Below are 18,533 nucleotides of genomic sequence, written 5' to 3'. Positions count from 1 at the left end.
ATACGCGCGGAAGTGTGCGCTTTTTGAGACTCTGGAATGCAGAAGACTCTCAATCAAGTCTTTCAAGAGCGGCTTTCGTCTCCACGATCGCGGATTCTAGCTGACCGATGCCCGGTTCAGTTGATTGCTGATTCTCCAGCGCTAGCTCCAAGGCCCGCAGTGCGGCCTCGACCATCGAAAGTCCGGTCAGCGTACACGCTCCGGTGGCCGCGTGTAACATGCGGCCCGTATCCGGGCCGATGCCGTCGTCGCGCAGGCGGGACAGAACATCGGAAGCCTCGTTGAGGGCGCGTTGCATGAAGGAGATGGCTCCGGACTTCCCGAATTGCTCTAGCAGGTCGTTGACGATGTAGCTGTTGAGCGGGATTGGCTGCTCCTGCGGTGCGCTGGCGGACGTAAGGGCCGCGGGTGCCGCGTCGGCGCCATCCGCGCGATTGGAGTCGATCACATTCAGGATGACTTCGCGCAGGATCGCGGGGCGTACGGGCTTCTCGAGGACCTTCTCGATGCCGCCGGCGTGACAGGCATCGACGATCTTCTGGCCGACATGCGCGGTCAGGGCGATGATCGGGCCGGTCCAGGGCACGCTGATCTCTTTACGGGCGCGATGTGCGAATTCGACACCGGTCATATAGGGCAAGGTCATGTCGGTGATGATGAGGTTCAGTTTGTCCCGAACGTCCGGACAGTCCAGCAGCGACAGCGCCTCGGCCCCGTTCCCGGCCGCCCAGACCCGGGCGCCCGCGATTCTGAGGACCTGTCCGATCCAGTCACGGCTCGAGGGGCTGTCCTCGACGAGGATGATGCCGATGCCGGACAATTCCCTGTCTTCGGTCCCTGCTTGGTGTGCCGATGCTTCGGGGGGGATCTCCCTTTTGCCCCTCAGCATAGGAAACGTGACCTCGATCACGGTGCCGGTCACCGCGCCGTCCGGGTCGTCCCGGACGTGGCGGTCTTCGAGGTCAAGCTTTTCGCCGAGCTGACGTAGGGCATGGGCCAGCACGTTCAGGCCGGCCGAAGGTCGATCGGGCGGGTTGGCGGCGCTACCGCCCAGGGACCTGGTCTGACCCACGGCCTTGAACAGACGCGCCTTCTGGTCTTCGGGAAGGCCGCCGCCAAGGTCCTTGACGGTCAGGGATATCCTGAGGCTGTCGTCCGTGCCGTCGGTCGAGGGCAGGGCACGGCAGGTCAGGCTGATCTCGACCTCGGTGCCGCCGTGCTTGGCCGCGTTGTCGATCACGTTCTGGAACAGGGCGCGCACGAACTGCACCGGCCCGTGGACCCAGATATCCTCGTGCGGGTCGAGTCGCAGTTTCAGTTCAAGGCCGCGTTGCCGGGCGATCGGGCCGATCACCACGAGCATCGACCTGAGTTCCTCGGTGATGTTGAAGGTCTCGTCAGGGCGGATTCCCGCCAGGCTCTGGTCTCCGCGAATGACGCCGAGAACGTTGCTGATGTGGTCGAGAGCGACCTCTGAAGAGTGCCTCAACTGATCGCGGTCCTGCTTCCTTTCCGCTTCGGTTGCGTGCTCGGTCTCGATCATCTTTTCAGCGGTTGCCACGAGCGACTGAATTGGCGTGCGCAGGTCGTGCGCGACGCGCAGCAGGGTGGCCGAGCGGGAGCGATTGCGCAGCCAAGACGCCTCGTGGTCGTTCTCGGCCAGGCGCAGAAGGTAGCCGTCGCGCGCGCCGAGGGAAATATGCACCACCTCTCCTTCGAGCTCCATCGTGCCGAGCGAAAGGGAGGCTGCAGTGCTGCCGGCGCGGTAGGCCTGCGTGCACAGAGTAGGCCAATCGAACTTCTCCCGCAGGGCCGCCTGGTTGAGGCCGAGCCGTTGCGCGGGCGGGTTGGCGAGGAGGACCTTGCCGCTGTCGCTGGCCAGCAGAGACGCGCGGCGGTCCGTGGCGATCATGCGCGCGATTGTCTGGATCACCGGTCGCATGCCGAACACCGGCTTGCTGGATGACCTGGGCGTGTCGGACGTCATGCGCGTGCTTTCATCCCGGTACGATAGTTGAAATGGCGGATCGAAGGCACTGCGACCTTATGCGGAGCCGCCGGATCTGTCGCGTGCAATCTTGCCGAAAGGCCAGCGCCGAGAAACATGTGCGCCTACTTTTTGGTGAGGTTCTTCGGAAACTGGCAAAGGTGCAACGCTGAAGGATATAAAAACTAGACAAAAGGTTTTATCTAATACATACCTTTGATAGTTAAATTGCCGTGGGGGCAATCCTAAGTTTGTGATTCTGGCCTCAGGGGGCCTTTTTAAAAGGATGTAAGATATGGCGACGAGTGGACAGATGGCGGGTGACGCCGTGAACGTTCAAATTTCGGTCAACAAAGACAGCGTAAGCCGATTCACGCGGTCCGGCGACGACCTGATGGTCGAACTGACGAATGGAGACACCATCCGCGTCAGTGAGTTCTACGGCGGCGCCGCGAACGGAGAGGCGCATCGCCTTATTTACGCGGACGGCAGCTATAGTGGCGTTGAAGGCGTGATGGGCGAGGAAGCCGTTGCAGGCCTAGGCGAGGGTTTCGGGATGAACGGTCTCGGGGCAGGGCTGGCGGCCGGGGCGGGAATCGGGGGTATTGCCCTGGCGTCGCACCTGGACGACAGCGACGGCGGCGTGGCGCTCGATCCCGATCCGGACCCTGATCCGGACCCTGACCCCGATCCGGACCCTGATCCCGATCCCGGCCCTGATCCAGATCCCGAGCCGGAGCAAACGACCGGTGTGCTCGATTCAGTTATTGCCGACGATGGTATTCTTGGCGCAATCACTGGCAACGAGGGCGGGCTAGGCGCGATCACCGGCTCGGAAGGTTTGCTGGGCACGCTTGTCGGCGACGACGGCCTGCTGAGTGCGGTCACCGGCAGTGACGGTCTTGTTGGTTCCCTGCTGGGCGCGGGACTGATCGGTGACGGTTCGATGTCGGACGACCCGCTGGACAGCGTGACGGACGGATTGCTGGGGGACGAATCCCTTCTGGGCGGGCTGCTCGGGACGACGGGACTGACCTCTGGCCTTGTCGAACCGGACGGTCTTGTGGGTAGCCTGCTGACGGAGGACGGACTGGTCGGCGGCTTGCTGACGGAAGACGGCCTTGTCGGTGGCCTGTTGGCCGAAGACGGCCTTGCAGGCGGATTGCTGGGGGGCGACGGCCCCGTGGGCGGTCTTCTGGGCACTGACGGCTTGGCAGGCGGCCTGCTGGGCGAGGACGGTCTTGTCGGTGGGCTGCTTGGCGACGATGGGTTGCTGGGTGCCGTGACCGGAGACGAGGGTCTGCTGGGCGGCGTGACTGGCGACGAGGGGCTGCTGGGTGGACTGCTTGGCGGCGACGATGGCCTGCTGGGCGGCGTGACTGGCGACGAGGGGCTGCTGGGTGGACTGCTTGGCGGCGACGATGGCCTGCTGGGCGGCGTGACTGGCGACGAGGGGCTGCTGGGTGGCCTGCTTGGCGGCGACGAGGGCCTGTTAGGCGGCGTGACCGGGGGCGACGGCCTGTTGAGTGGCGTCACAGGTGATGATGGTCTGCTCGGCGGCCTGACCGGGGGATTGCTCGGTGGCGAGGGCGACGGATTGCTCGATCCGGCACTTGCCGATGGCGGCCTGTTGGGCGACGTGACCGGGAACAGTGGCGTGCTGGGTGATGTGACTGGAAACGACGGTGTTCTCGGTGAAGTGATCGGCGACGAAGGGGTCGTGGCGGAAGCGACCGATCTCGTTCTGCTGACGGACGGAGATCCATCGGGCTCCGGCGGCCTGCTCGGGGGATTGACCGATGGCCTGCTGGGAGGAGATGACGGCTTGCTCGGCGGTCTTCTCGGAGGAGAAGACTCCCTCATCTGATCCGCCTTGCCGGATCGGCACCTTGACGCCCCGCCTTTTGGTGGGGCGTTCCTTATTCCGGGGGACTGAAACCGACCCGGCCTGTCCGGGGCTTCGGCAGCGGGCGCTGGAAAATTACCTTTGATGGCGCGGTCATGGCTTGACTTTTAGTGCTTAAGGTCGTCTGATACATACTTAAGACTTTCGCACATACTTAAGGCTGTATATTTCAGGGGCCTGTGCGAGGGGGGTTAAATAGGAGTGGAGAATATGGCGAATAGAACAATTCAAGCGTCCCCGACCGAGGTGCGCGTCTTTCTGGATGTCGATCAGACTGGGCAGGAAGTCTATACGCGGTCCGGCAACGATCTTGTCATCGACTTGGGCACCGGAGACACGGTGACGGTCAAGGATTATTATGTCGAGACCCAGAGCGGATCGCTGCATAGTATCGTGTATAACAATGGCCCGGTCGTCGATGGCGACCCCACCGAAGGCGGAGGCCTTGGTGCTGGCTTTTCGGAAGAAGGTATTGCCGCGGCCGTGCTCGGTGGGAAGAAGGTATTGCCGCGGCCGTGCTCGGTGGCCTGGGCCTTGCGGCGGTGGCCTCAAGCGGCGGCAGCAGCGCGCCTGTTGATGATACAGACGCAGACGCGGATGCGGACGCCGATGCAGATGCTGACGCAGACGCAGACGCTGATGCGGATGCTGACGCAGACGCCGATGCAGATGCTGACGCAGACGCAGATGCAGATGCGGACGCTGATGCCGATGCTGACGCGGACGCCGATGCTGACGCAGATGCAGATGCGGACGCTGATGCCGATGCTGACGCGGACGCCGATGCTGACGCTGACGCAGATGCCGATGCTGACGCAGATGCGGATGCTGACGCAGATGCGGATGCTGATGCCGATGCTGACGCAGACGCCGATGCAGACGCCGATGCTGACGCAGACGCCGATGCAGACGCCGATGCAGACGCGGATGCGGATGCTGACGCAGATGCTGATGCTGATGCTGATGCCGACGCGGACGCAGACGCCGATGCTGACGCAGACGCCGATGCTGACGCCGATGCTGACGCAGACGCCGATGCAGACGCCGATGCAGACGCGGATGTTCAAGGGTTGCTCGATCCGCTGATCGGTGCTGGCGGATTGCTGGCCGGCGTGACCGACGATGATGGTCTCCTCGGCGACGTCACCGGCTCGCAAGGGTTGCTTGGTGACCTGGTTGGTGCAGACGGCGCGCTTGGCGACCTTGGCAACGACCTGTTCGGTCAGCCGATCCTGGGGGATGGTGTTCAGGGCGACGATACCGGCCTTCTGGATGGCGTGGTCTCGGATGGCGGCCTGCTGGGCGACGTGACCGGCGACAACGGCATTCTGGGCGATGTCACCGGATCCGACGGCCTGCTGGGTGACCTCCTGCTGAACGACGGGGCCCTGGGCGACGTGACCGGCTCGGACGGGCTGGTCGGCGACCTGATCGGCACCGGTTCGCTGGGCGAGGACGGTATGCCGGATGACGGCATGGGAGGCGACGACGGCCTGCTGGGTGGTCTTCTTGGCGACAACGGCGGCTTGCTGGACGGGCTGACCGGCGACGAGGGCCTGCTGGGTGGTCTGCTCGGCGGCGAGGGAAGTCCCCTCGATGGTCTTCTTGGCGGCGAAGGCAGCCCGCTTGACGGCCTGCTGGGCGGCGACGGTGGATTGCTGGATGGTCTGACCGGTGAAGCCGGCCTGCTGGGTGGTCTGACGGATGGTCTGCTGGGCGGCGAAGGCAGTCCGCTGGATGGCTTGCTGGGCGGCGAAGGCAGCCCGCTGGATGGCTTGCTTGGAGGAGAAAGCAGCCCGCTGGATGGAGTGCTGTCGGGGCTAACTGGTCCGGATACCGGGCTGCTGGATGACGTGGTGTCGGACGGCGGTCTGCTGGGCGACGTCACCGGCAACAGCGGTGTCCTCGGCGACGTGACCGGCAATGACGGCGTGCTGGGCGATGTGATCGGCGACGAAGGGCTGGTGGCCGAGGCCACGGACGTGGTGCTGATCACCGACGGCGATCCGTCGGGCGGCGGTGACGTGCTGGGCGGCCTGACTGACGGCCTGCTGGATGGCGGCCTGCTGGACGGGCTGACCGGCGGCGGCGACGATACACCGGTCTAGGACCGGAAGGTCAAGCTTCCGGGCGGATCTGCCGCCCGGAAGCAATCCGAAAGGGGCGTGGATACGCGCAGACGAGAACCCGGAATCGCTGACCTGGCTGACAGGAAGGCGTAGGAGGAGGCCCCCTGAAAGCCTTCTTCGAGCGCTGGGACGCCCCGTACTGGAGGCGCCCCAGCAGAGAGGCGGATTGTGCCACCCCCCACCACCACTCACCTAGCATGGTCCGCCTCTCTCCATCGAAAGAAGGGAATTACCAAGTGAGTGATACGTGGCAGTGTTGTGCGAATGATCGCTCAAGTCCAGAGAAATAGGGCGGAAATTCATTCCGATGGAGAGATGCGGTGGGGCCTTCGGGGGCGTTGTCGGTCTACGTGGTTCGGCCTGCAGTCCTGAGCGGAACGGCAAAAGCATTACATACCAAAGGCTTGCGGGATCTGACAACATGGAGGTTCAGGCGCAAACGGATGGCTGGGACTGTGACGAGACTGCGACAGAAGCATTCGGTGATTAATATTTAACCATACGAAAGGTTATTAAATACATACTAAAATATTGACAACATGCTTATAGCGTTGAAATACATCCATAAGCTCTGGGTGAGGGTGAGGCCCATATTGGGCCGCTGATAAATGGGAGTGTGAGAGAAGATGGCTAACAAGACAATTCAAGCGTCTCCGGACGAGCCCCGTGTTTTCCTGAATGTGGATCAGACCGGCCAGGAGAAATATGTACGGATGGGCGATGACCTGGTCATCGACTTCGGCAATGGCGACATGGTGACGGTCAAGGACTACTACGTTCCGACCGAAAACGGGTCGCTGCACAGCATCGTTTACGGCAACGGTCCGGTTGTCGATGGCGACCCGACGGAAGAGGGCGGGCTTGGCGCCGGCTTTTCTGAAGAGGGGGTCGCGGCGGCCGTGCTTGGTGGCCTGGGTCTTGCCGCGGTGGCCGCGAGCGGCGGCGGCAGTTCGCCGGTGGATGATACAGATGCGGACGCTGACGCAGACGCGGACGCCGATGCTGACGCCGATGCGGATGCTGACGCCGATGCGGATGCCGACGCCGATGCGGATGCCGATGCGGATGCTGATGCAGACGCCGATGCAGATGCAGATGCCGATGCAGATGCCGATGCAGATGCTGACGCCGATGCGGACGCCGACGCCGACGCTGATGCCGATGCGGATGCCGACGCGGATGCAGACGCAGACGCAGACGCGGACGCGGACGCTGATGCCGATGTTCAAGGGTTGCTCGATCCGCTGATCGGCGCTGGCGGGTTGCTGGCCGGCGTGACCGACGATGATGGTCTCCTCGGCGACGTCACCGGCTCGCAAGGGCTGCTTGGTGACCTGGTTGGTGCAGACGGCGCGCTTGGCGACCTTGGCAACGAACTTCTGGGGCAGCCGATCCTGGGGGATGGTGTTCAGGGCGACGATACCGGCCTTCTGGACGGCGTGGTGTCCGATGGCGGCCTGCTGGGAGACCTGACGGGCAACAACGGCGTTCTGGGCGATGTCACCGGATCCGACGGCCTGCTGGGTGACCTCCTGCTGAACGACGGGGCCCTGGGCGACGTGACCGGCTCGGGCGGTCTGGTCGGTGACCTGACCGGCACCGGCGCGCTGGGCGAAAGCGGCACGCCGGACGACGGTACCGGTGGTGGCGGCCTTCTGGATGGCCTGCTGGGCGGTGAGGGCGGTCTGCTGGAGGGCCTGACCGGCGACGAAGGTCTGCTGGGCGGTCTTCTCGGCGGCGAAGGCAGCCCGCTTGACGGCCTGCTTGGCGGCGACGGTGGATTGCTGGATGGGCTGACCGGTGAAGCCGGCCTGCTGGGTGGTCTGACGGATGGTCTGCTGGGCGGCGAAGGCAGTCCTCTGGACGGTCTCCTCGGCGGCGACGGCAGCCCTCTGGATGGTGTGCTGGGCGGCGAAACCAGCCCGCTTGATGGTCTGCTGTCGGGGCTGACGGGCTCGGATGCCGGACTGCTGGATGACGTGGTGTCGGACGGCGGTTTGCTTGGCGATGTCACCGGCAACAGCGGTGTCCTTGGCGACGTGACTGGCAATGACGGGGTGCTGGGCGATGTGATCGGCGACCAGGGCTTGCTAGCGGATGCGACAGACCTTGTGCTGATCACCGACGGCGACCCGTCGAGCGGCGGTGGTGTTCTTGGCGGTCTGACTGACGGCCTGCTGGATGGCGGGCTGCTGGACGGGCTGACCGGCGGAACCGACGACACGGCGATGTAGTCCGACCCGACCCCGGCCCCGGAGCAGATGTTGCCCGGGGCCGGAGGGCCTTCGGCCCATGCGCGCGCAACTGTCATGCTGCTTTCCGGGGAAGGGAGACGCCTGCATGCCTGACTGGATATTGAGCAAGGTCGCCTCGATCCTGCCCGACTCGGCCTGGGTGCACGTCGAGAACGAACAACGCGTCGTTTCGGGTATTTCGACCTATTTCCCGACCTACCGACCTGGCGATATCGTTTTCCTTAGAACCGGCGAGATGGCATTCGGCATTACGCAGGAGACGCTGGCACGCGAAAATGTGCGCCCGCGGCTGGTGGTCGTTTCAGGTGAGGTGCCGGCGGCGTTTGAGGCGGAGGCGATCCTGAAAGTGCCCGACCCGATGACGGCGCTGATGCGGATGGCGAAAGATGCGCGTGGCCGGATCACGGCGCCGGTCGTGGCGATCACGGGCAGTTCGGGCAAGACATCAACCACGGATCTGACCGCCCATGCGCTGCGGGCGTTCGGTCCGGTCTACGCCACGCGTGAGAGCGGGAACCGACCGCGAGGCGTGGCCTGGAACCTGGGCTGTGCGTCGGAGCGCGACCGGTTCGTGGTGCTGGAGCTTGCAATCGGTGGCATGGCGGACAATTCCAAACTGGCACGGCCTGACGTCGCGGTGTTTACCAATATCCAGCTGGCACACGTCCTCTATCATCAGAACCTGCGCACGATTGCCGAACGCAAGGCGCGGATCTTTGACGGGATGCGCCGCGGTGCCCCGGTGATTCTCAACAGCGGAATGCACGAGGGTGCGTATCTGCAGAAGGTTGCCCGCAAGAAGGGGCTGGAGGTGATCCACTACGGACGACGGGCACAGGACCACGTCGTGTTGCTGGGGTTCGACGCGCGGCGTGGCGTGGCGACGATCGGCGTGGACGACAGGCGCCTGCAACTGGCGCAATGTCTGCGGCACGGGCCGCACATGCTGGAGAATTTCATGGCGACTTGCGCGGTGTATCACGCCCTGGGCCTGCCGCTGGACCAACTGGCGGAGCGTTTCGCGAGTTTTCGTGTCACCAGCGGAAGAGGCGAGGTGCATCGACTGCCGGTGCAGTCCGGGGCTTGCGTGCTGCTGAACCATTCCTACAACGCCAATCCGGCGTCGATGCGGGCGGCATTGATCCACCTGCGCAATACGCCCACACAGGGCCGGAGGATTGCGGTGCTGGGGGCGATGGCGGAGCTGGGCGATGTCAGCGCGCAGGAGCACGCCAAGCTGGTGGCCTATCTGGGCCAGCTAAAGCTGGACCGTATCTATACGCTGGGCCCGGAGTTCGAAGGCATCGATAAGCTGTCCGGCCACCAGGCGCTGGATGGACCAGAGGACCTTCTGAATATTCTTGAGTCAGAGGTGCGGGCGGATGACGTCGTCATGGTCAAGGGCTCGAACGCAACTGGACTCAATCGCGTGGTGACCACCCTGCTGAACGAATACACGTGCGAGACGTCTGCGGATGTGCCGTCAGGCGCCGATGCGACGTACGCCCGTGTTCAGGCCGGTAACTGAACCGGGATGGGCCGCGGAAAGAGATAGCACTCTGTGTTGGGTCTGCGGCCGAGGACTCTCAGTTCGAGCTGTAGCGCTCCGGGCGCGATATGTTCCAGAGCGGGCGGGCGCAGGCCGCAATGGTCATAGTAGATCGCTCCCGGCTGCCAGCGGGTGGTGGGCTGCATCCAGTCGCAGGGATCGTGATCGGTCCCTTTGCCCCATTCGGCCGCGTGCCGTGATCCAAGCGGGATGGCGAGAACGCTGAGTCGAAGATCTTCGGGGACAGGTTTCGGGCTTGACCACCAGGTTTCTATCCAGAGCATCTGGCGGCCGGTGATTACTGGGGGTTTTACCCTCATTCCCAGAAGCTGAAGCCCGTTCAGCGTCACCGGTGCGATGCGGGCATCGCCGGGAACGAAGCCTGCCTGTCCCAAGGCGGCATCGGGCGTGTAACGGGCCAGGAGGTCGTGACGGTAGCGGTCGGAGGGCCTGATGGCTGGTGCAGCGGTGCTGACGGAACGCGGTGCCGAGGGGGCGAGCTGGACGAAGGCCTGTTCCGCGGTGCGGGTGAGCGTTGTACCCAGCGCCTGACAGGCGCCATCGAAGCTGTCGATTGCCCGAGTTGCCGCTTCGCCGTCGAGACGCTGGCTGAAGCCGTCGCCGATACCAACGGGCACGTATTCGACCCAAGTGATCCCGGTCTTGCACAGGCCCAGGCGGAATAGCCCGCCGGGTCGGAACCACGCGCGCGGGGTGTCCGACAGCAGGGAGCCGGTGCCGTGGATGATCGGTTTCCCGTGATAGAGTTCGATCCCGTGGAGATGCGGGCCGGTCGTGCCGAGCACACCGTCGGCGCCGACATCGACAAGGGCGTGGGACAGTGTGCGAATGTCGCTGTCCCGGGTAGGAGTGCTTCGCGCGGCCCAATGCACCGCAACGAGGACGATATCGGCCTCGTTGCGGGCTGCCGCGATCCGTTCCGCCATCACGCGGCGCCATGCCCGGGGATCCGTGGGTGACAGGTAGGCGGTGCCGAAGCCATCATCGCCGGCGGCGAAGCGATGCTGGGTCGTGTCCACGCTGAGAAGGGCCACGCGCATGTCGCCCGCGCGGCAGACGACGGGGTTGAAAGCGTCTTGTCGGTCTGCGCCGCTGCCTGTGCTGGCGATTCCGAGCGCGTCGAGAATTTCGTGCTGCTGTTGCAGGGCGGTCGGCCCGTAATCGCCGCTATGGGCGTTGGCCACGGTGACGGCATCGACACCGGCGGCGGTCAGGACACGCAGCAACTCGGGGCGGGCGCGACAGTAGAAAGGACCGTCCTCGCCCTTGTCGGTGCCTTGCTTGCCAAGGGTGCTGACGACGCAGTCCAGGTTCACGACCGCAAGGTCGGCGGCCCGTAATTCGGGGATGTCGAGGACATTTTGTGCCCCGAGCTGGGCCGTACGCATGTGCTGGCGCCGGCTGAGGTTGACCGCACCGCCGCAGGCCAGCACCGCGTCGGCAGGCCGCGGCAGATCCCGCGCCGGGGCCGGGGCGGGCGACGGGAGCGTCGGTGCCACTTCGCGGTGCAGGTAGTGGCGGAGATAGGCCACGAAGCCGGAGAGGTAATGTTCCACGTCGTCGATGCGGACCCGGAACGCGTGATGGCGGATGAAGAAGCTCCCCAGAATGCGTTGCGGATTGCGGAAATACATCGCCGTTTCAGGCCAGAAGAACCCGTTCAGCATGTAGCGCGCCCGGGTCTCCAGCGCGCGGTAGAACTTGTCACGGTCGAGATGCTTGAGAAGGTGTCGGTGCGCCTCGCTCTGCTCCAGCCGGAGGATCATCTTGTGTGCCGCCATCATCAGTTCCAGCAGCGTCGGGAAGGTCGTGATCCTGTCGATGACGAAGTCGAGATGGGTGGCGACGTTTTGCAGACCGAAGCGGAAATAACGCTCTTCCGGGCGGTAGAGCGTTAGTTCGTTGACGCAGTAGCCGAGCCAGTGATCGTTGGTGCGCCAGTGTTCCTGCGCGATGAAGTAGTCGAAGGCCTTTTCCACGAGAGCCAGCCAGCGCGGGTCCTTCGTCAGGCCGTAAAGGCGCATCAGGCCGAAGGCGGCTTCACCGTCGTAATAGATGATGCGGAAGCGTTCCTTGACGGACAGGTCTTCGGCATGGAGCACATGCGACAGCTGCCCGGAGTCCGGGTCCTGCATGAGCGCGATGCCCTGCGCCAGTTGTTCCAGAAGCGGCAGGTGGCGTTCGTCGCCGGTGAGTTCGGTATAGGTGACGAGGGCGAGAAGGCAGACCGCGCTGCCGCCCAGTTTCACCTCGTTGTTAACGTCGAGGAGATAGGCCACGCGTTCGCCACCCGGGACGGTGTATTGCCGGATGAGCCCCTCGGTCAGCAGGCGCAGGGCGCGGTCGATCGCGGCCTTGAGCCCGGCGTCGCGGGTGACCTGCCACGCTTCGAGCATGGCATAGACTGTGCTGGCGTGGCGCAGGGTGTTGTAGGACTTTATCTCACGGTCGAAGCAGGGGTGGACGCCGTAGACGAACTGGCCTTCCGGATCCACCTGGGCCGCGAGGAATCGGCTGGACTGGTCCACCATGTTCTCGACCGTGGCCGCGTCAAGCGGATCGACCTGGCGGCGCCCGGTGTCGCGGCCCTCGGTGCCGCCGCTGAACCCGTGCAAGGGCACCGGGGGCCGGTCCGGCTGAAGAAGAAAGGCATCGGTGGCGAAGAGGCGCACCGGATCGGTCGGTGCCTCGGGCAGGTGAAAGCCCCGGCCGAAGCGACGCTGACCGTAGATCTGCGTGTTTTTCGCATTCAGTCCGCCCTCGTGCCGGTCCTTGCCGAGGTAGAGCATGGCGTTGGCGTTCAGTTCCTGTTCGAGGAATGCCTGGCGAAAGTCGGGGTCGAGAGCGATGCCGTAGCGAAAATAATTGCGCTTGCTGCTCCGGATGGCGAGCTGGCACTGCTCCCATGTCAGGTTCCAGGTGCGGGTCACCCAATCGATACGCAGCCAGCGGACTTGCGGATCCGGTTCGGGCCAGGCGCTGCGCCACTCGTCGAACCGGCGCCAGATCGTTTCGGAATCCGGACCGTCGACATGCACGACTCGGGCGCGGGTTTTGCCGTCGCAGATCGAAAAGAATACGCGCAGGGGCGCATCCTGTTCGGCCGAGGCTAGCGCGTAGGTCAGCGCTGACCGTGCCTGTGGCAGAAGGGATGACAGGGGGGCCTCGGGATGGGCTGCGATGGGCGGAACGAGATCCTTGATGCCGAGGCTCTCGAAGGGCGCGTGTGCGTTTTTCATGATGATCCAAAATACCGCATGGCCGTTGATCAGGGCAAGCTTGCGCTATGGAACCGTGGCAGCCTTACCGCGCAGCAGGCTGCGCCCTGCGACCGGATGCCGCTCGGACCCACCCGCGCATGTGATGCGATGCTGGATATCAATATCCTTCGGGCCGGCGCAGGACCAAGCCGGAAGCATCTTTGCGCTTTGCGGAGGAACGTATCATTTGGACCGCCGGCACGAGCAGCCCTGAAGCTGAGCCAACCAGCGAATAGAGGAGCAGCATGGTCCACAGACTAGCGCCGAAAAGGAACGCGGTGATCGCGGCCGTCGTTCCGCAGATCATGCTTATGAGGATGATGCCTATGATGTTCCCACTCTCGCGCTCTGCGCCGCCAGGACCCGATCTATGGTGTTCGATGCTGTCGTGCCGTTCAAGTGCCGCCATAGCTTCCCACGTTTATTATCAATGGTATGTAGCTTATAATATTAAGTATATGCGTAACATACAAATGTTTTCCCTTCAAGGGCCAGCCGCAAGCGAAGACAGGTATACTTCTCGAACCGAGCCTAATCCGCGGGGCTGCGCCGCTTTTTGTGAAATCAAAAGAAGAGACCCGAGTGCCTGTCGCAGATGTTTGAAGAAGAGCGCGACGAGCTGCTGAAGCATATCGAAGCTGAGGATGACGCCGAAGTGCGCGTTTGCATGGAAGAAGACTTGCAACAGGTCGCCCGGGTGCTCGAGATCGTCGAGAAGCTGGTCGAGAGGATTGGGTACTGGAAGGATCGGGATTCGCGCTTCGGAAGTCTTTCTTCGATTGCGGATTCCAGCTGGTACTAAGGGCGGAAACCCGGACCACCCGATGGGGGCAGATCAACCTGGATGGAAGAGAGAGGCCTGATCCGAGAAGTGACGCAACAAGGACGCTTCAGGATGTGGCGGATCAGGTACTAGACCGTTGTGGGCAGAGCCGGCGGCAAGGGGCTTGGCAGGAGATGATGAAGGGTACGATCCGCTGCTTCTTAAACCTCCTTTGTAGACCAGTAAGGCCGATGCCTATGCCTTGGAGCCGATGAGGGAGAAGCGAGCGGAAATCCATCGGAGCTCGCGGCGACGATGTACCAGGCCGCTCAGAGAAGCCGGAAATACGCCAGTAATCGTGATCACCAAACCCGACCCAACCGGACCGTTGCAATCAGGTGGGATCAAAATACTTCCACGCATGACCTCACCGCCCGGTCGAATGCAGCGGCTTTTGGATGGCACATCCAACTAGGCAAGGTATTTGACATGACCCTACTGATTGCCGAGGTGCCGGCAGTATATTGCGCGATGTATGAGCGCCGCGCCATCAAGACCATGCTGACAGTCGAGGAATAAACGCGACCTGACGAAAAGCGGGGGCGCGAGTGGCCATTTGACCGGCCGTTTGCGCTGCTGTCACGTTTTAGGGACAGAGCGTCGCCTGCCCCTGATCCCCCCCCTGATTGGCGAAGTGAGTCGCTTCATGCCCCAAATGTTCCGGGCAATCCGCCTCATTCAGCTCCTTTTGGGCCCGTTTAGGCCCAAATAACCGACCCCTATTCCACCAACACTTCACCTTTACGACCCTGAAATGTATTCATAAAAAATTTTAGTGCACCTTGGGTATTGACCTAAAATACGTTTGAGTGTGCAATGCGTATACTGAAAATGCATTCAATACCCGGATCCTGCGACTTGACCAGTACCGTCAACAAAATCGAAGGCATCGTTAGTGCCACACCCACGCCTATCGACGCAGAGGGTGGCATTGACCGCACCGCTGTCAGCGATATGATCGAGAACCTGATTGCCGCAAATACCGCAGGCATTGCGCCCATCGGCGGTACGGGTGAGGCAACGGCCCTCAGCCGGCGGCAAAAGCGTGGGATGCTGGATGCAACGCTAGAGGCGGTCGCGGGTCGGGTGCCTGTCATCCCGGGGCTTCTGTCGCCGGGGCTTGGCGACACGCTGGAAGAGGCCGCAGAATACGCCGCCGCCGGCGCCGACATGCTGATGCTGGTGACGCCATATTACGCACGCCCGACCGAGCAGGGCTTCGTCGACTATTTCAAGCGCGTCTCCGACAGTGTCGACCTGCCTCTGATGCTCTATGAAATCCCCTATCGCACCGGCATCCAGCTGTCGCTGGAGACCGTGGTGCGCCTGGCCGACGAGACTCGCGTAACCGCGATGAAGGCCTGCAGCCTCGACACGCGCTACCAGATGCAGACGGTGGAGCTGGTGGGGGACCGGGTCAGCATCCTGACCGGGCAGGAAGATGTCTTCCCGCTGCATATGGCGATGGGCGCGAGGGGCGGCATGCTGGCCGGCTCCTGCATCATCCCGAACCTTTGGAACAAGGTCTACAAGCTCTGCGCCGACGGCAAGAACGCCGAAGCGCTGGCCCTCCACCAGGAGATCATGCCCTTCATCTCGATGCTGTACCGGGAACATAACCCGGGGCCGATCAAGGCCGCGCTAGAGCTAATGGGCCTTTCGCATGGCGGCTGTCTGCCCCCCCTCCGCTCCGCCAGCCCAGAGGTTGTCGAAGCCCTGAAACTCGCCCTGCCTGCGATCCTGGAAAAGGAAAAATCGGCAGCAAACCAGAACTAACCTTCACTTGCCAACTGGGAGCTAACCAAAGATGAAGAAACACGTCACTCTGTCGCGCCGCAAGGTGCTTGCGGGCCTGACCGGCGCGGTTGCCGCGCCGATGATCATTCGCCCGGGCTCTGCGCTGGCGCAGTCCAACTCGATGACCTTCGTGACCTGGGGCGGCGCATATCGCGACTCCGTCGTGAAAGGCGTGATCGAGCCCTTCACCGCCGAAACCGGCATCGAAGTGAACATCGTCGATACGCCGGACCTTGCCAAGGTCAAGGCGCAGGTCATGACCGGCAACGTGGAATGGGACGTGTTCGACGCACCGGGCGCCATGGGCGCCTCCGGCGAGAAGGAAGGCTATTGGGAGCCGCTCGACGAGTCGATGCTTGACGTGGACGACATGACCCTCGCGCCGACCGAGACGCTGATGCCCTTCTACACTTGGGCCGGCGGCATCGCATGGGATGCGGACCGCTTCGGCGAGGGCGAGCACCCGACTACCTTTGCCGAGTATTTCGACCTTGAGAAATTCCCCGGCCTGCGCACCTTCCGCGACCGTCCGAGCGAAACGCTGGAAGCGGCGCTGCTGGCCGATGGCGTGGCCCCGGCCGATGTCTACCCGCTGGACGTGGAGCGCGCCTTTGCCAAGCTGGACGAGATCAAATCGCAAGTCGCCTCCTGGGTCAGCGCCACGCCGCAGACCATCGCGCTGCTGCGCACCGGCGAGGTCGATTTCAGCTACACCTATGCCAGCCGCGTGCGCACCACCGGCGCGCAAAGCGAAAGCGGCAACATCCAGTTCTCCTTTGACCAGACCCTGAACGGTCTTGAATATCTTGCCGTCGTGAAAGGCGCGCCGAACAAGGAAAACGCGATGCGGTTCCTCGAATTCGCCATGCGCCCCGAAATTCAGGCGGCGACGATGGAACTTCTCGGCAATGCGCCGGTCTCCAAGTCTGCTGTTCCCATGCTCACGGAAGACAGCCAGTCCTGGCTGCCCGATCTCAGCGACCCGGACCACCTTGTCCTGAACGACGCTTGGTGGGCCGATAATTTCGAAGAAGTTTCCCGGCGCTTCAAGGAGTGGGTCCTTATCTGACCCGCTCGCGGTCGGCGGCCTCGCCCGCCGACCGTTCCCGTGGCCTCGAATTTTTCGATCTGTCCGTAACCTCTTGAAGCAGGGGAATGATCCGTCATGCGCGACTTCCGCCAAGCGTCGATCTTCGTAACGCCGGCAGCGATCATTGCGATCTGCATCTCGGCGTTGCCGTTGCTCTACATCTTCTACACCTCGGTCGAGGGGCCGGACTTTTCGCTGGGGTCCTATATCTCGATCATTAAGAGCACGCTGTTCCACCGCACGCTGTCGACCACGATGGTCATCGCAGTCTCCTCCAGCGCGCTGAGCCTGCTGATTGGCTACGTGATCGCGCTACACCTTGCGCGCCAGCCCGCGAAGCGCCGGGCCTTCCTGCTCATTCTGGTGTTGCTGCCGTTCTGGACCAGCGTTCTTGTCAAGTGCTACGCCTTCACGATCATCCTTGGCCGCACAGGCATCATCAATTCGGCGCTGGACGCGATCAGCGGCGGGCAGCTGTCCATGTCGCTGCTGCTGAACCGCACCGGCGTGCTGATCGGCATGACCAACTACCTCACGCCCTTCGTCGTATTCCCGGTTCTGGCTAGCCTGCTGGCGATCGACCCTGCGGTCTATCGCTCCGCCTCGATCATGGGGGCGCGCCCGGCGCGGATCTTCTGGACCGTGACCCTGCCGATGAGCGTGCCCGGCATCATCGCCGCGTTGGCCAGCGTCTTCGTGATGGCGCTGTCCTTCTTCATCATTCCCGCCCTGCTTGGTGGCCCGCGTGACGCGATGCTGTCGAACCTGGTGGATTTCTACACCCGCGAAGCCCTGGACTGGAACACGGCTGCCGCCATCGGGATGATCCTGCTCGGGATGACCCTGATCGTCGTCGGGACCGTCTATGCCCGCAACCGCCGCGCCGCCCTGTGAGGACCGATCATGTCTGAGAAAATCAAGGATCCAATCCAAGCGCGCCTGAGCAGGTTCGGCACGTTGCTGGCCACCCTCGGCTATCTCTTCCTGCTCGCGCCGATTTTCGTCGTGGTGCCCATCGCTTTCGGCCCTCCGGGCGATCTGAATTTCCCGCCAGAGGAATTCTCGGTGGAACTGTTCCGGATCTTCTTCTCCTCCTCCGACTGGACAGACCCGGTGCTGATGAGCGCCAAGGTCTCGGTCATCACCACCATCGTGGTGCTGCTGACGGCCGTGCCCGCCGCCTACGGGGTCGCGCGCTACAACTTCCCGGGCAAAAGCCTGATCTCCGGCCTGATGATGAGCTCGCTTGTCGTGCCGACCATCGTGACGGCGCTGGGACTGTATCTCTACTTTTCCTATCTGCGGATCACCGGCAGCACTTTCGCACTGGTGCTGGGCCACGTGATCTACACCACACCTTACGTGATGGTCATGATCATCGCCGGCATCCAGAAGCTGGACCGCAACCTGGAATTCGGCGCCCAGCTGATGGGGGCCAGCGCCATGCGGATGTTCTTTACCGTGGTGCTCCCGCAACTCGTTCCGTCGCTGATCGCGGCCGGTCTCTTCGCCTTCCTGATTTCCTTCGACGAGGTGGTGATCGCATGGTTCCTGTCCGGCTCGGACACGGTGACCCTGCCGGTGAAGATGTTCAGCTCGATTCGCTGGGAGATTTCCCCGGTGATCGCGGCAGTCTCCACTCTTCTTACGGCCATGTCGCTGGTCGTCTCGCTCATCGTGGCGGGGCTGCGCAAATCGACGCCGATGGCTGGCTAA

Annotated in this window: 13 protein-coding genes; 10 read left to right on the top strand and 3 right to left on the bottom strand. The window is 63.1% G+C overall.

The genetic code is table 11. The features are described 5' to 3' along the window. Nucleotides 1–49: 49 nt before the first annotated feature. Nucleotides 50–1,987: a hybrid sensor histidine kinase/response regulator gene (locus C2I35_RS21305; protein WP_103765058.1), complete on the bottom strand. Its 1,938-nt coding sequence runs from the start codon at nucleotides 1,985–1,987 to the stop codon at nucleotides 50–52. Between the two features lie 295 nt (nucleotides 1,988–2,282). On the opposite strand from C2I35_RS21305, the gene C2I35_RS21300 reads away from it, so the two are divergent. The 5 genes from C2I35_RS21300 to C2I35_RS21285 all read left to right on the top strand — a co-directional run bounded on the left by C2I35_RS21300 (nucleotide 2,283) and on the right by C2I35_RS21285 (nucleotide 9,805). Beyond that, nucleotides 2,283–3,854, top strand: a complete 1,572-nt coding sequence (locus tag C2I35_RS21300) for a BapA prefix-like domain-containing protein (RefSeq protein WP_146050109.1) — start codon at nucleotides 2,283–2,285, stop codon at nucleotides 3,852–3,854. Between the two features lie 249 nt (nucleotides 3,855–4,103). After that, on the top strand, nucleotides 4,104–4,979 hold the full coding sequence (locus C2I35_RS22250; RefSeq protein WP_170067275.1) for a BapA/Bap/LapF family prefix-like domain-containing protein: 876 nt from the start codon (nucleotides 4,104–4,106) through the stop codon (nucleotides 4,977–4,979). Beyond that, nucleotides 4,964–6,001 (top strand): hypothetical protein, encoded by a 1,038-nt coding sequence (locus C2I35_RS22245; protein ID WP_170067274.1) that lies wholly within the window; start codon nucleotides 4,964–4,966, stop codon nucleotides 5,999–6,001. Before C2I35_RS22250 ends, C2I35_RS22245 begins: the two co-directional genes overlap by 16 nt. A 647-nt stretch (nucleotides 6,002–6,648) precedes the next feature. After that, a complete protein-coding gene (locus C2I35_RS22345; protein ID WP_211286209.1) occupies nucleotides 6,649–8,256 on the top strand; it encodes a hypothetical protein in 1,608 nt (535 codons plus the stop codon). A 106-nt stretch (nucleotides 8,257–8,362) separates the two neighbouring features. Continuing rightward, nucleotides 8,363–9,805: a UDP-N-acetylmuramoyl-tripeptide--D-alanyl-D-alanine ligase gene (locus tag C2I35_RS21285; RefSeq protein ID WP_170067273.1), complete on the top strand. Its 1,443-nt coding sequence runs from the start codon at nucleotides 8,363–8,365 to the stop codon at nucleotides 9,803–9,805. Here C2I35_RS21285 and C2I35_RS21280 read toward each other — a convergent pair. Both C2I35_RS21280 and C2I35_RS21275 read right to left on the bottom strand, forming a co-directional pair. Then, the gene (locus C2I35_RS21280) at nucleotides 9,790–13,086 is read right to left on the bottom strand and encodes a CapA family protein (protein WP_103765055.1); all 3,297 of its coding nucleotides are present in this window, start codon (nucleotides 13,084–13,086) and stop codon (nucleotides 9,790–9,792) included. The two genes, C2I35_RS21285 and C2I35_RS21280, sit on opposite strands and share 16 nt — an antisense overlap. A gap of 139 nt (nucleotides 13,087–13,225) precedes the next feature. Beyond that, nucleotides 13,226–13,516 (bottom strand): hypothetical protein, encoded by a 291-nt coding sequence (locus C2I35_RS21275; protein ID WP_103765054.1) that lies wholly within the window; start codon nucleotides 13,514–13,516, stop codon nucleotides 13,226–13,228. 186 nt (nucleotides 13,517–13,702) lie between these two features. Here C2I35_RS21275 and C2I35_RS21270 point away from each other — a divergent pair, with 186 nt between their 5' ends. From C2I35_RS21270 to C2I35_RS21245, 5 genes are all read left to right on the top strand, one after another. Next, the gene (locus tag C2I35_RS21270; protein ID WP_103765053.1) at nucleotides 13,703–13,909 is read left to right on the top strand and encodes a hypothetical protein; all 207 of its coding nucleotides are present in this window, start codon (nucleotides 13,703–13,705) and stop codon (nucleotides 13,907–13,909) included. 879 nt (nucleotides 13,910–14,788) lie between these two features. After that, nucleotides 14,789–15,706 carry a 4-hydroxy-tetrahydrodipicolinate synthase gene (gene dapA, locus C2I35_RS21260; protein ID WP_170067272.1) on the top strand — a complete coding sequence of 306 codons (918 nt, stop codon included), beginning with the start codon at nucleotides 14,789–14,791 and terminating at the stop codon, nucleotides 15,704–15,706. Between the two features lie 31 nt (nucleotides 15,707–15,737). Then, complete coding sequence (locus C2I35_RS21255) at nucleotides 15,738–16,796, top strand: polyamine ABC transporter substrate-binding protein (protein WP_103765050.1); 1,059 nt, start codon at nucleotides 15,738–15,740, stop codon at nucleotides 16,794–16,796. A 96-nt stretch (nucleotides 16,797–16,892) separates the two neighbouring features. After that, nucleotides 16,893–17,711, top strand: coding sequence for an ABC transporter permease (locus tag C2I35_RS21250; RefSeq protein WP_103765049.1), 819 nt, complete (start codon nucleotides 16,893–16,895; stop codon nucleotides 17,709–17,711). Between the two features lie 9 nt (nucleotides 17,712–17,720). Continuing rightward, complete coding sequence (locus C2I35_RS21245) at nucleotides 17,721–18,533, top strand: ABC transporter permease (protein WP_103765048.1); 813 nt, start codon at nucleotides 17,721–17,723, stop codon at nucleotides 18,531–18,533.

The sequence above is a fragment of the Roseovarius confluentis genome (genome assembly GCF_002917925.1).
In the GTDB taxonomy this organism is placed as follows: Bacteria; Pseudomonadota; Alphaproteobacteria; order Rhodobacterales; family Rhodobacteraceae; genus Roseovarius; species Roseovarius confluentis.
This window is presented reverse-complemented; position numbering and strand designations above follow the sequence as displayed.